Raw genomic sequence first — 13,124 nt, forward strand, 5'->3', positions numbered from 1 at the left:
TTCTTCGAACGCTTTGCCCTAGACTGAGCTCCAACGACAAACGATTGTGTTTCGAGGAGCTCCGAGATGGGCCTTTTGATCGATGGCCACTGGCATGACCAGTGGTACCAGAGCAGCAAGGACGGCGCCTTCCAGCGCGAGAACGCCCAGCGGCGCAACCCGCTGCCCGCCGCCGAGGCCGGCCGCTATCACCTGTACGTGTCGCTGGCCTGCCCGTGGGCGCACCGCACCCTGATCTTCCGTGCCCTCAAGGGCCTGGAGCCGTTGATCGATGTCTCGGTGGTCAGTTGGCTGATGGGCGAGCATGGCTGGACCTTCGACCAGCAGCAAGGCTCCAGCGGCGATCAACTGGATGCGCTGCAGTACCTGCACCAGCGCTACACCCAGGACGATCCGCACTACACCGGGCGCGTGACCGTGCCGGTGCTGTGGGACAAGCAGGAGAAGCGCATCGTCAACAACGAGTCGGCCGAGATCATCCGTATCTTCAACAGCGCCTTCGACGGGTTGACCGGCAATACCCTGGACCTCTACCCCGAGCCGCTGCGGGCGACCATCGATGCGCTCAACGAGCGTATCTACCCGGCCGTGAACAACGGCGTGTACCGCGCCGGCTTCGCCACCTCGCAAGACGCCTACGAGGCCGCCTTCGACGAAGTATTCAACGAACTGGATCATCTGGAAGGGCTGCTGGGCCACCAGCGCTACCTGGCCGGCGAGTACCTGACCGAGGCCGATGTGCGCCTCTTCACCACACTGGTGCGTTTCGATGCGGTGTACCACGGGCACTTCAAGTGCAACCTGCGTCGCCTGAGCGACTACCCGAACCTGTCCAACTGGCTGCGCGAGCTGTACCAGTGGCCGGGAGTGGCGGGCACGGTGAACATGGAACATATCCAGAAGCACTATTACATGAGCCACAAGACCATCAACCCGAACGGGATCGTGCCCAAGGGGCCGTTGCAGGACTTTGGCTTGCCGCATGACCGGGAGCGGTTGTCGGGCAGAGGGATCTGGCAGAGAAGATGAAGACCCCACGTGGCAGCGGGCTTGCCCCGCGATGGCGCCGGATCAGGCAACAATGTTGCCGCCTCTGACGCTATCGCGGGGCAAGCCCGCTCCCACGTGGATCTACAACGTGCTCAGGCGTCCTGCGCCCCTTCAAACCACGCCAGCTTCTCGCGCAACTGCACCACCTCCCCGACGATCACCAGGGTTGGCGCATGCACTTCATGCCGCGCCACCAGCTCCGGCAGGTCAGCCAGGGTGCCGGTGAACACCCGCTGGTTGCGCGTGGTCCCCTGCTGCACCAAAGCCGCCGGCGTGCTCGCCGCGCGCCCATGACGGATCAGCTCGGCACAGATGGTCGGCAACCCGACCAGCCCCATGTAGAACACCAGGGTCTGGGACGGCGCCACCAGGTCATCCCACGGCAGGTTGCTGGTGCCATCCTTCAGGTGGCCGGTGACGAAACGCACCGACTGGGCATAGTCGCGATGAGTCAGCGGAATCCCGCCATAGGCGGAACAGCCGCTGGCCGCCGTGATACCCGGCACCACCTGAAACGGAATCCCCTCGTCGGCCAGCTCCTCGATCTCCTCGCCACCACGGCCAAAGATGAACGGATCGCCACCCTTGAGCCGCAGCACGCGCTTGCCCTGGCGGGCCAGGTCGACCAGCAGACGGTTGATCTTGTCCTGGGGCACGGCATGGTCGGCGCGGCGCTTGCCAACATAGATGCGCTCGGCATCACGCCGGCACATCTCGATGATGGCCGGGGCCACCAGGCGGTCATACAGCACCACGTCGGCCTGCTGCATCAGGCGCAGGGCACGGAAGGTCAGCAGGTCCGGATCGCCCGGCCCCGCGCCCACCAGGTACACCTCGCCACCCTGCTGCACCGGCGCGCCGTCGACCATCGCCTGCAACAGCCGCTCGGCCTCGGCGCCCTGCCCGGCCAGCTGGCGCTCGGCAACCGGGCCCTGGAACACGCTCTCCCAGAAGCCACGCCGCTGGTTGACGTCCGGGTACAAGGCCTTGACCTTGTGCCGGAAACGCGCCGCCAGCCCGGCCAGTTCGCCGTAGGCGGACGGGATCCAGGCTTCCAGCTTGGCGCGGATCAAGCGCGCCAGCACCGGGGCGTCGCCACCGCTGGAGACCGCCACCACCAGGGGAGAACGGTCGACGATGGCCGGGAAGATCACCGTGCACAGGGCCGGGGCATCCACCACGTTGACCGGCAGGCTGCGCGCCTGGGCCTCGGCCGAGACCTGGGCGTTGAGCGCGGAGTCGTCGGTGGCCGCGATCACCAGGCGGCAGCCCTCCAGGTCGCTCGCCTGGTAGCCACGCACCAGCACCTCGCCACCGCCCTCGCGGGCCAGCGCGGCCAACTGGCCGTCGACCTCGGGCGCCACCACCCGCAGCGCGGCGCCGGCATCGGCCAGCAGACGCGCCTTGCGCAAGGCGATCTCGCCGCCGCCGACGACCAGCACACGGCCGCCCTGCAGCTTATGGAAAAGCGGCAGGTAGTCCATTCAGCGAATGACCTCGACGCCACCCATGTACGGCTTGAGCACCTCCGGCACACGGATCGAGCCGTCGGCCTGCTGGTAGTTCTCCAGCACCGCCACCAGGGTACGCCCGACGGCCAGGCCCGAACCGTTGAGGGTGTGCACCAGCTCCGGTTTGCCGGTTTCCGGGTTGCGCCAGCGGGCCTGCATGCGGCGCGCCTGGAAATCACCGCAGTTCGAGCACGAGCTGATCTCGCGGTACTTGTCCTGGCTCGGCACCCACACTTCCAAGTCGTAGGTCTTCACCGCGCCGAAGCCCATGTCGCCGGTGCACAGCGCCAGCACGCGGTACGGCAGCTCCAGCAGTTGCAGCACGCGCTCGGCGTTGGCGGTCAGACCTTCAAGCGCCTCCATCGACTTGGACGGTTCGACCACCTGCACCATCTCGACCTTGTCGAACTGGTGCTGACGGATCATGCCGCGGGTGTCACGGCCCGAGGCACCGGCCTCGCTGCGGAAGCACGGGGTGTGGGCGACCAATTTCAGCGGCAGCTGCTTGGCGTCGAGGATCTCGCCGGCCACCAGGTTGGTCAGCGACACTTCGGCAGTCGGGATCAGGTAGAAGTCGGCCTCGCCTTCGCGGCTGATCTTGAACAGGTCTTCCTCGAACTTCGGCAGCTGGCCGGTGCCTTGCAGGGCCGGAGCCTGCACCAGGTACGGGGTGTAGTGTTCCTCGTAGCCGTGCTCGCCGGTGTGCAGGTTGATCATGAACTGCGCCAGGGCGCGGTGCAGGCGGGCGATCGGGCCGCGCAGCACGGCGAAGCGGGCGCCGGACAGCTTGGCCGCGGCCTCGAAGTCCAGGCCACCGCTGACTTCGCCCAGGGCGACGTGGTCCTTGATCTCGAAGTCGAAGGTGGTCGGGGTCCCCCAGCGGCGCACTTCGACGTTGTCGTCTTCGCTGGCGCCGACCGGCACGCTGGCGTCCGGCAGGTTGGGGATGGTCAGCAGGATGCCGTCCAGCTCGGCCTGGATACCGTCCAGTTCAGTCTTGCCGGCGGCCAGCTCATTGGCCATGCGCTCGACGTCAGCCATCAGCGGTGCGATGTCCTCGCCCTTGGCCTTGGCCTGGCCGATCGATTTGGAACGGGCGTTACGCTCGGCCTGCAGTTGCTCGGTGCGGGTCTGCACCGATTTGCGGCGCTCTTCCAGCGATTCGATGCGCGCGACATCCAGGCTGAAGCCACGGGTGGCCAGGCGGTCCGCCACTGCCTGAAGTTCAGTGCGTAACTGTTTGGAATCGAGCATGTCGTTCTCTCGTTATGTGTAGATGTTGGTTCAGAATCGGGTCAGGGACAGGCCGGCCCAGGTCGCGAGCAGGCCGCCCACCACGCTGATAATGGTATAGCCCAAGGCCAACGGGACCTGCCCGCTTTCCATCAGGCGCACGGTATCGAGCGAGAAGGAGGAAAAAGTGGTCAAACCGCCGAGAAAGCCGACGATCAGCCCGGCGCGCAGTTCGACCGGCGCCAGCGGCTTGTGCAGGAACAGCCCGTAGAGCAGGCCGATCAGCAGGCAGCCGACCAGGTTGACCGCCAGCGTACCGGCATAGAAGTGCCGTGGCCAGTGGGCCGCGACCCAGTTGGCGGTGGCGAAGCGCAGCAGCGTGCCGGCAATCCCGCCAGCGCTGACGGCAGCGATGAGTGCGATCACGGTTTTCTCCGCTGACGAGGGCTGTTGCGGTCCAGCTCGGCCAGGTGCTTGAGCTTCTCGCCGATCTTCAGCTCAAGCCCCCTCGGCACCGGTTGATAGTACTGGCGCGGCTCGAGCTGTTCGGGGAAATAGTCCTCGCCGGCGGCGTAGGCGTCCGGCTCGTCGTGGGCATAGCGGTACTCCTCGCCATAGCCCAGTTGCTTCATCAGCTTGGTCGGCGCGTTGCGCAGGTGCAGCGGTACTTCCAGCGAACCGTGCTCGGCGGCCTCGCGCATGGCCGCCTTGAAGCCCACGTACACCGCGTTGCTCTTCGGCGCGCAGGCGATGTAGGTGATGGCCTGGGCCACCGCCAGCTCGCCTTCGGGGCTGCCCAGGCGCTCCTGCACGTCCCACGCCGCCAAGCACAGGCTCAGGGCGCGGGGGTCGGCATTGCCGATGTCCTCGCTGGCCATGCGCACCACGCGGCGGGCGATGTACAGCGGGTCGCAGCCGCCGTCGAGCATGCGCGCGTACCAGTACAACGCACCGTCCGGATTGGAGCCGCGCACCGATTTGTGCAGCGCGGAAATCTGGTCGTAGAACGCTTCACCGCCCTTGTCGAAACGCCGACGGCTGTCGCCGAGCAGGCTCTGCAGCAGCTCGACGCCGATCTCGCCGCCGTCTTCGGCCAGGTCCGAGGCATTCTCGAGGAAATTGAGCATGCGCCGGCCATCGCCGTCGGCGGCGGCCATGAGCATCTTGAACGCCTCATCACCCACCCGCAGGTTGCGCTTGCCCAGGCCGCGCTCCTCGCTCAGGGCGCGATCGACCAGCTTGCGCAGCGCCGCCTCGTCCAGGCTCTTGAGCACGTAGACCCGCGCCCGCGACAGCAGCGCGTTGTTCAGCTCGAACGACGGGTTCTCGGTGGTGGCGCCGATGAAGATCAGCGTGCCGTCCTCCACGTAGGGCAGGAAGGCATCCTGTTGCGACTTGTTGAAGCGGTGCACCTCGTCGACGAACAGGATGGTGCGCCGGCCATACTGGCCGGCCTGCTGCTTCGCCACCTCGACCGCCTGGCGGATCTCCTTGACACCGGCCAGCACCGCCGACACCGTTTCGAAGTGGGCGTCGCAGAACTGCGCCAGCAGCCGCGCCAGGGTGGTCTTGCCCACCCCCGGCGGCCCCCAGAAGATCATCGAGTGCAACGCACCCTGCTCCAGCGCCTCGCGCAGCGGCTTGCCGCGCGCCAGCAAGTGCTCCTGGCCGACGTACTCGTCCAGGTTGGACGGACGCAGGCGGGCGGCCAAGGGCTGGGCGACGGGTTCGCTTCGAAACAGGTCCATCACAGGCTCCGCTTACTCCTTGATGACGTCAGCGCCCTTGGGGATGTCGAACTGGAACTTGCTGTCCGGCACCGCCTGGTTGGCCTTGACGCCATTGAACAGGATATTGGTGCGCTGGCCGACGCTGTCGATCAGCTGCATGTCATTGATCAGGCCCCTGCGGAACGACACGCGCAGCGAGTCGAACAGGGTGTCCTTGGTCTTGGGCTTCAAGGTGAAGTCCATCACTTCGCCCTGCTCCTTGGAGGTGATGTCGAAGCTCTGGCTGATCTTCGACACATCGCCGGACAGCAGCAGCGCCGGGGTCTGGTTCAGGCGCACGTCGAGCTTCTTGATAGTCGCCTGCTCGAGGTCCGGGTCCCACAGGGTGACGTTCTTGCCGTCGGACACCACTACCTGCTCCTGCGGCGCATCGGTGTGCCAGTAGAACAGGCCCGGGCGCTTGACGGTCATCTTGCCGTTGGTCTCCTGCAGGCTGGTGCCACCGGCATCCAGGGTCAGCTGGGAGAAATTGGCTTCGATGGTCTGCGACTTTTCCAGCAATTGCGTCAGGCGCTGGACGTCCTGTTCGCCGGCCTGGGCCGACAGGCTGGCCGTAGCCAGGGCAGAAACCAACAGCATGCGAATCGCGCGCATGGAAATCCTCATTGCACAGTGGAGGGGCCGGGCGTCATCAATGGCGCCCGGCAGGTTGTTCATCAGTCGCGCGGGCCGCCCGGGGCAATCACTTCCCGCGAGCCGTTGCTGTTCATCGGCGTGACCACGCCGGCCATCTCCATCGACTCGATCATCCGCGCGGCGCGGTTGTAACCGATCTTGAGCTTGCGCTGCACCGCCGAGATCGACGCCCGGCGGCTTTCCAGCACGAACTGCACGGCTTCGTCGTAGAGCGCGTCGGCTTCCGGGTCGTCGCCATCGCCGCCACCGCCACCGCCGCCGTCGAAGCCGCTGCCGGCCTCCTCGACGCCGTTGAGGATGTCATCGTTGTAGTCCGGCGCGCCGCGCAGCTTCCAGGCCTCGACCGTGCGATGCACCTCGTCGTCGGAAACGAACGCGCCATGCACGCGAATCGGCAGGCTGGTGCCCGGCGGCATGTAGAGCATGTCACCGTGGCCGAGCAGCTGTTCGGCGCCACCCTGGTCGATGATGGTCCGCGAGTCGATCTTGCTCGATACCTGAAATGCCATGCGGGTCGGGATATTGGCCTTGATCAGGCCGGTGATCACGTCCACCGACGGGCGCTGGGTGGCCAGGATCAAGTGGATACCGGCTGCACGGGCCTTTTGGGCGATACGTGCGATCAGCTCTTCGACCTTCTTGCCGACGATCATCATCATGTCGGCGAATTCGTCGACCACCACCACGATGGTCGGCAGGGTTTTCAGCGCCGGCGGCTCGTCGTCCATGCTTTCGCGACGGTACAGCGGGTCGTGGATGATCTCGCCGGCCTCCTGGGCATCCTTGATCTTGCGGTTGAAGCCGGCCAGGTTACGCACGCCCATGGCCGCCATCAGCTTGTAGCGGCGCTCCATCTCGGCGACGCTCCAGCGCAGGGCGTTGGCGGCGTCCTTCATGTCGGTGACCACTGGGCACAACAGGTGCGGAATGCCTTCGTAGATCGACAGCTCGAGCATTTTCGGGTCGATCATGATCAGCCGCGCGTCTTCCGGGCCCGACTTGAACAGGATCGACAGGATCATCGCGTTCACGCCCACCGACTTACCAGAACCGGTAGTACCGGCCACCAGCAGGTGCGGCATCTTGGCAAGGTCGGTGATCACCGGCTTGCCGCCAATATCGTGGCCCAGGGCCAGGGTGACCGGCGACTTGTTCTCGTCGAATTGCGCCGACGACAGCACCTCGGAGAAGCGCACCATCTGGCGGTTTTCGTTGGGAATCTCGATACCCACGGTGGTCTTGCCGGGAATAACCTCGACCACGCGCACGCTGGTCACCGCCAGGGAACGCGCCAGGTCCTTGGCCAGGTTGGCGATACGGCTGACCTTGACGCCCGCGGCCGGCTGGATCTCATAGCGGGTGATCACCGGGCCCGGGTGGATCGAGTCGACCGAGACCTCCACGCCGAATTCCTTCAGCTTGATTTCCAGCAGGTGGCCGACAGCGGCCAGGGATTCGGGCGAGTACTCGACCTTCTTCTGTTCGGCCGGGTCGAGGATGGAGATCGACGGCAGCGTGCCTTCGACGGCGCTGTCGACGAACAACGGCGCCTGCTTCTCCTTCATCACCCGCTTGCTCGGCTCCGGCGCCTTGACCGACGGAGTCGGCAGGTTGATCACCGGGGCTGGTTGCTGTTCACGCTGGGCGATGTGCTTGGTCAGCGCCTCGTCGCGCTCGATGATGCGTTCGCGGGCCTTGACCTGCTCGCGCTTGTCGGCGACCACCGGGGCGACCACTTCATCGACCTGCTCGTCCACCTCGCGCAGCTGCGCCACCAGGCGCTTGCGCTCGTTGCGCGCCTCCCACCAGCGGTTGGCGGCGCCCTGCACCAGCTCGAACAGGTCGAGGGTGATCTTGCCGGTGATGTCCATCACCTTGAACCAGGAAAGGTCGGTAAACACGGTCAGGCCGAACAGGAACAGGGCGATGAACATCAGCGTGCTGCCCTGCACGTTGAGCAGGTTGCGCGCCAGATCGCCGAGGCTCTCGCCCAGGGCACCACCGGCGGAGAACGGCATGCTCGCCGGCGGGTGGAAGTGGATATGTGCCAATGCCGCGCCCGACAACACCAGGAACACCAGGCCGATCAGGCGCCAGGAGAACAGCCAGCCGCTCCACTGCCAGGGCTGGTGACGCTCGCGAAAGATCTGCCAGGTCTTGATCGCCAGCAGCAGCGGGAAGATATAGGCGAAGTAGCCGAGCACCATGAACAGGATATCGGCGAAGTAGGCCCCGGCGCGGCCGGCGGCGTTCTGCACTTGCTCGGCGTTGCTGGTGTGGCTGAAGCCCGGATCGGCGGTGTCGTAGGTGACCAGTGCCATCCACAGGTACAGGCACAGGGCGCCGACGGCGATCAGCGCACCTTCCTTCAGGCGGTAGTGCAGCTGTTGCCGCCACAGGGGCACTGGCAAGGGGGCTGGAGTTGCGGTGGATTTCTTCAAAACGCGTCTATTCCTGCGCGTGCTGCGCGTCCAATAGTGATTGGCCGGTCACTGGCCAATTAACCACTACTTTTAACATTACTGCCCGCCAGCCGCCATGGCGGCACGCCGTGTGGGGCGCGAACGGGGGCTACTTTCATATAGATGCAATTTGAGCATGCATTTTCTTTTGTGACAAAGGCTTATGCTGTGTTTTTGCACAGGTATGACAGCAAAAGCGCCAGATGGTGCCTGGCGCTGCCGAAGCCGAAGGCAATTTGTCGATCTGGCAAGGCGTTGACCTCATTCTTAACCCACGCCATGCTGCCCTCTCCCCTCCCCCGCCGCTCAAGAACCCCATGCTCACCTGGCTGACCCGCGACTCGCTGACCTTCCCCCCCCTGGAAAAGGCCCTGCACGACCCCAACGGCCTGCTTGCCGCCGGCGGCGACCTGACCCCGGACCGCCTGGTCGCGGCCTATCGCCACGGCTGCTTCCCCTGGTACCAGGACGGCCAGCCGATCCTCTGGTGGTCGCCCGACCCGCGCACCGTGTTGTTCCCGGACGAGCTGCACGTCTCGCGCTCGCTGGCCAAGCTGATCCGCCAGGGCCGCTACCAGGTGAGCTTCGACAGCGATTTCGCGGCGGTGATCGCCGCCTGCGCCGCGCCGCGGAACTATGCCGACGGCACCTGGATCACCGACAACATGCGCGCCGCCTACTGCGAGCTGCACCGCCGCGGCATCGCCCATTCGGTGGAGGTGCGTCGCGACGGCGAGCTGGTCGGCGGCCTCTACGGCCTGGCCATGGGTCGGCTGTTCTTCGGCGAATCGATGTTCAGCCGCGCCGAAAACGCCTCCAAGGTGGGCTTCGTGACCTTGGTCGAACACCTCAGGCAGGCCGGCTTCGTGCTGATCGACTGCCAGATGCCCACCGACCACCTGCACAGCCTGGGCGCCCGCGCCATCAGCCGAGTCGAGTTCGCCAACCACCTGGCGCGGTACCTGGATCAGCCCAGCAGCGCCAACTGGGTTGCCTAGGCGAGTTCCCGGAGCTGGCTTACACTTAGAGACAACGTCTCACCTAAGGGGTTGATCATGACAGAGCTGGCGCGGTTGAAGTTCTATGCCACTCAACCCCACTCCTGCAGCTACCTGCCGGATGAGCAGGCGACCACGCTGTTTCTCGACCCGAGCCAGCCGATGGACGTGCACGTCTATGCCGACCTGTCGGAGATGGGCTTTCGCCGCAGCGGCGATCACCTCTATCGCCCGCATTGCCAGCAATGCAACGCCTGCGTGCCGGCGCGCATCCCGGCGGCGCGCTTCATTCCCAACCGCCAGCAGCGCCGAATCCTCAAGCGCAACGCCGACCTGACCGTCACCGCCGCCCGCCCGACCTTCAAGGAAGAATACTTCGACCTGTACCGGCGCTATATCGAGCAGCGCCACGCCGACGGCGACATGTACCCGCCCAGCCGCGACCAGTTCTCCACCTTCCTGGTCCGCGACCTGCCGTTCTGCTGGTTCTACGAGTTCCGCCTGGAGGGCCGGCTGCTGGCCGTGGCGGTGTGCGACCTGCTGCCCAATGGGCTGTCAGCGGTGTACACCTTCTACGAGCCCGACGAGGAGCGCCGCAGCCTGGGGCGCTATGCCATCCTCTGGCAGATCACCGAGGCCCTGCGCCAGGACCTCGAGGCGGTGTACCTCGGTTACTGGATCAAGAACTGCAAGAAAATGAATTACAAAACCCAGTATCGCCCCATCGAACTGCTGATCAACCAGCGCTGGGTCACCCTCAACTGAAAGGCATTGGCTTGAAACACAAATTTCGGGCATAATCCACGCCACTTTTTTTGCCCGGTGCAGTCGTGCGTCGGGCCATCACTGGATACCGAGGGCTTTACTGCATGTCGAAAGAAGACAGCTTCGAAATGGAAGGCACTGTCGTCGACACCCTGCCCAACACCATGTTCCGCGTGGAGTTGGAAAACGGGCACGTCGTTACCGCGCATATCTCTGGCAAAATGCGCAAGAACTACATCCGTATTCTCACTGGCGACAAGGTCCGCGTCGAACTGACGCCGTATGACCTGAGCAAGGGCCGCATCACCTACCGTGCGCGCTAAGCTCCAGCCATGAAAAAGCCCGGCCAATGTGCCGGGCTTTTTTGTGGGCTTCCATAAAACGGGGCTGCTGTGCAGCCCCAGCCTTACGCGACTTCAGCCGTGGTCTCGTAATCGAACACCAGCTCGCCATCGCGCAGGTCGATATGCACCACACCACCGTGCTCGGCCAGCTCGCCAAACAGGATCTCCTCGGCCAGCGGCCGCTTGATCTTGTCCTGGATCAGCCGCGCCATCGGCCGTGCGCCCATCTGCACGTCGTAGCCCGAGGCCGCCAGCCAGCCGCGGGCGGCGTCGGTGACCTCCAGCAGCACACGCTTGTCTTCCAGCTGCGCCTGCAGTTCGATGAGGAACTTGTCGACGATGCTCTTGATCGTCTCGTGGGACAGGCGACCGAACTGGATGATGGTATCCAGGCGGTTGCGGAACTCCGGCGTGAAGCTCTTGCGGATGACCTCCATCGCGTCGGACGAGTGGTCCTGGTGGGTGAAGCCGATCGAGGCCCGCGCGGCGGTTTCGGCGCCGGCGTTGGTGGTCATGATCAGGATCACGTTGCGGAAGTCCGCCTTGCGCCCGTTGTTGTCGGTCAGGGTCCCGTGATCCATTACCTGCAGCAGCAGGTTGAAGACTTCCGGGTGGGCCTTCTCGATCTCGTCGAGCAGCAGCACGCAGTGCGGTTGCTTGGTGATGGCCTCGGTCAGCAGACCGCCCTGGTCGAACCCGACATAGCCGGGCGGCGCACCGATCAGGCGCGACACGGTATGCCGCTCCATGTACTCGGACATGTCGAAGCGCACCAGTTCCACGCCCAGGGCCTTGGCCAGCTGACGGGCGGCCTCGGTCTTGCCCACGCCGGTGGGGCCGGCGAACAGGAACGAGCCGACTGGCTTGTCCGGCGCCTTGAGGCCGGCACGGGACAGCTTGATGGCGGTGGCCAGCGAGTCGATCGCCGCATCCTGGCCGAACACGGTCAGTTTCAGGTCACGCTCGAGGTTGCGCAGCAGCTCCTTGTCGGAGCTGGTGACGTGCTTCGGCGGAATCCGCGCGATCTTGGCGACGATATCCTCGACCTGCGGCACGTCGATGCGCTTGACCCGACTGGCTTCCGGCTGCAGGCGCTGGTAGGCGCCGGCCTCGTCGATCACGTCGATGGCCTTGTCGGGCATGTGCCGGTCGTTGATGTAGCGCGAGGCCAGTTCGGCGGCGGCGCGCAGGGCCTCGTCGCTGTACTCGATGTTGTGGTGGCTCTCGAAGCGGCCCTTGAGCCCGCGCAGGATGCCCACGGTGTCCTCCACCGACGGCTCGGTGACGTCGACTTTCTGGAAGCGCCGCGCCAGGGCGCGATCCTTCTCGAAGATGCCGCGGAACTCCTGGAAGGTGGTCGAGCCGATGCAACGGATCTCACCGGACGACAGCAGCGGCTTGAGCAGGTTGGACGCATCCATCACGCCACCGGAGGCCGCACCGGCGCCGATGATGGTGTGGATCTCGTCGATGAACAGGATCGCCTGCGGGCGCTTGCGCAGCTCGCCGAGCAGCGCCTTGAACCGCTTCTCGAAGTCGCCGCGGTACTTGGTACCGGCCAGCAGCGCGCCGAGATCGAGGGAGTAGACCACGCTCTGCGCCAGCAGGTCGGGCACCTGCCCGTCGACGATGCGCTTGGCCAAGCCTTCGGCGATGGCGGTCTTGCCCACGCCGGCCTCGCCGACCAGCAGCGGGTTGTTCTTGCGCCGGCGGGCGAGGATCTGCGCCACGCGCTCGACCTCCTGCTCGCGCCCGACCAGCGGGTCGATGCGCCCAGCCCGGGCCAGTTCATTCAGGTTGCTGGCATAGGCGTCCAGCGGGTTGCTGGACGACGACGCTTCGCCGCCCTCCTCGTCCTGCATGTCCTGCTCGCTTTCGTTGTGCGAACCGTGGCCCGGCACCTTGCTGATGCCGTGGGCGATGTAGTTGACAACGTCGATGCGCGCCACGCTCTGCTGCTTGAGCAGGAACACTGCCTGGCTTTCCTGTTCGCTGAAGATCGCCACCAGCACATTGGCGCCGGTCACTTCGCGCTTGCCGGAGCTCTGAACGTGGAACACGGCACGCTGCAGCACACGCTGGAAGCCCAGGGTCGGTTGCGTCTCGCGGTCCTCGTCATGCACAGGGATCAGCGGGGTGGTCGAATCGATGAACTCCTGCAGGTCGTGCTTGAGTTTGTCGAGATTGGCGCCACAGGCGCGCAGAACGGTCGCGGCAGCCTCATTGTCAAGGAGTGCCAGCAGCAGGTGTTCGACGGTCATGAACTCATGACGCTTCGAACGGGCCTCCTTGAAGGCCAGATTGAGGGTGACTTCGAGCTCGCGGTTTAACATAG

11 protein-coding genes are annotated in these 13,124 nt (G+C 65.2%); 4 read left to right on the forward strand and 7 right to left on the reverse strand.

All coding sequences use genetic code 11. The annotated features are described in order from the left end of the window. Positions 1-66: 66 nt before the first annotated feature. On the forward strand, positions 67-1,029 hold the full coding sequence (locus AC25MA_RS23385; RefSeq protein WP_197866078.1) for a glutathione S-transferase family protein: 963 nt from the start codon (positions 67-69) through the stop codon (positions 1,027-1,029). A 113-nt stretch (positions 1,030-1,142) separates the two neighbouring features. Here the strand turns inward: AC25MA_RS23385 and cysG are convergent, their stop codons facing one another. The 6 genes from cysG to ftsK all read right to left on the reverse strand — a co-directional run bounded on the left by cysG (position 1,143) and on the right by ftsK (position 8,661). Continuing rightward, positions 1,143-2,534 carry a siroheme synthase CysG gene (cysG, locus tag AC25MA_RS23390; protein ID WP_069017328.1) on the reverse strand — a complete coding sequence of 464 codons (1,392 nt, stop codon included), beginning with the start codon at positions 2,532-2,534 and terminating at the stop codon, positions 1,143-1,145. Then, the gene (serS, locus tag AC25MA_RS23395) at positions 2,535-3,815 is read right to left on the reverse strand and encodes a serine--tRNA ligase (RefSeq protein WP_028692382.1); all 1,281 of its coding nucleotides are present in this window, start codon (positions 3,813-3,815) and stop codon (positions 2,535-2,537) included. Between the two features lie 30 nt (positions 3,816-3,845). Continuing rightward, positions 3,846-4,220 (reverse strand): fluoride efflux transporter CrcB, encoded by a 375-nt coding sequence (gene crcB, locus AC25MA_RS23400; RefSeq protein ID WP_028692383.1) that lies wholly within the window; start codon positions 4,218-4,220, stop codon positions 3,846-3,848. Then, entirely contained in the window at positions 4,217-5,542 is a 1,326-nt protein-coding gene (locus AC25MA_RS23405) for a replication-associated recombination protein A (RefSeq protein ID WP_028692384.1), read from the reverse strand. The genes crcB and AC25MA_RS23405 overlap by 4 nt, the downstream gene beginning before the upstream one ends. Before the next feature lie 12 nt (positions 5,543-5,554). Then, positions 5,555-6,178, reverse strand: a complete 624-nt coding sequence (gene lolA / locus AC25MA_RS23410) for an outer membrane lipoprotein periplasmic chaperone LolA (protein ID WP_028692385.1) — start codon at positions 6,176-6,178, stop codon at positions 5,555-5,557. Positions 6,179-6,240: 62 nt separating this feature from the next. After that, positions 6,241-8,661 (reverse strand): DNA translocase FtsK, encoded by a 2,421-nt coding sequence (ftsK, locus tag AC25MA_RS23415; RefSeq protein WP_081791634.1) that lies wholly within the window; start codon positions 8,659-8,661, stop codon positions 6,241-6,243. 338 nt (positions 8,662-8,999) lie between these two features. Between ftsK and aat the strand changes: the two genes are divergently transcribed. The 3 genes from aat (at position 9,000) to infA (ending at position 10,768) form a co-directional block, all read left to right on the forward strand. Further along, complete coding sequence (gene aat, locus AC25MA_RS23420) at positions 9,000-9,680, forward strand: leucyl/phenylalanyl-tRNA--protein transferase (RefSeq protein WP_486972442.1); 681 nt, start codon at positions 9,000-9,002, stop codon at positions 9,678-9,680. Positions 9,681-9,737: 57 nt separating this feature from the next. Continuing rightward, positions 9,738-10,445 (forward strand): arginyltransferase, encoded by a 708-nt coding sequence (locus AC25MA_RS23425; protein WP_069017327.1) that lies wholly within the window; start codon positions 9,738-9,740, stop codon positions 10,443-10,445. A 104-nt stretch (positions 10,446-10,549) separates the two neighbouring features. Next, positions 10,550-10,768 carry a translation initiation factor IF-1 gene (gene infA / locus AC25MA_RS23430; RefSeq protein WP_002553999.1) on the forward strand — a complete coding sequence of 73 codons (219 nt, stop codon included), beginning with the start codon at positions 10,550-10,552 and terminating at the stop codon, positions 10,766-10,768. 83 nt (positions 10,769-10,851) lie between these two features. On the opposite strand, the gene clpA is transcribed toward infA, so the two are convergent. Then, on the reverse strand, positions 10,852-13,122 hold the full coding sequence (gene clpA, locus AC25MA_RS23435) for an ATP-dependent Clp protease ATP-binding subunit ClpA (RefSeq protein ID WP_069017326.1): 2,271 nt from the start codon (positions 13,120-13,122) through the stop codon (positions 10,852-10,854). Between the last annotated feature and the right edge of the window lie 2 nt (positions 13,123-13,124).

It is taken from the genome of Pseudomonas sp. P65(2024) (assembly GCF_057480955.1).

What these genes read in the sequence shown, in the direction of transcription:
- AC25MA_RS23385 (WP_197866078.1), top strand. Translation starts at nt 67, where the DNA reads ATGGGCCTTTTGATCGATGGCCACTGGCATGACCAGTGGTACCAGAGC.
- cysG (WP_069017328.1), bottom strand. Translation starts at nt 2,534, where the DNA reads ATGGACTACCTGCCGCTTTTCCATAAGCTGCAGGGCGGCCGTGTGCTG.
- serS (WP_028692382.1), bottom strand. Translation starts at nt 3,815, where the DNA reads ATGCTCGATTCCAAACAGTTACGCACTGAACTTCAGGCAGTGGCGGAC.
- AC25MA_RS23405 (WP_028692384.1), bottom strand. Translation starts at nt 5,542, where the DNA reads ATGGACCTGTTTCGAAGCGAACCCGTCGCCCAGCCCTTGGCCGCCCGC.
- lolA (WP_028692385.1), bottom strand. Translation starts at nt 6,178, where the DNA reads ATGCGCGCGATTCGCATGCTGTTGGTTTCTGCCCTGGCTACGGCCAGC.
- aat (WP_486972442.1), top strand. Translation starts at nt 9,000, where the DNA reads ATGCTCACCTGGCTGACCCGCGACTCGCTGACCTTCCCCCCCCTGGAA.
- AC25MA_RS23425 (WP_069017327.1), top strand. Translation starts at nt 9,738, where the DNA reads ATGACAGAGCTGGCGCGGTTGAAGTTCTATGCCACTCAACCCCACTCC.
- infA (WP_002553999.1), top strand. Translation starts at nt 10,550, where the DNA reads ATGTCGAAAGAAGACAGCTTCGAAATGGAAGGCACTGTCGTCGACACC.
- clpA (WP_069017326.1), bottom strand. Translation starts at nt 13,122, where the DNA reads ATGTTAAACCGCGAGCTCGAAGTCACCCTCAATCTGGCCTTCAAGGAG.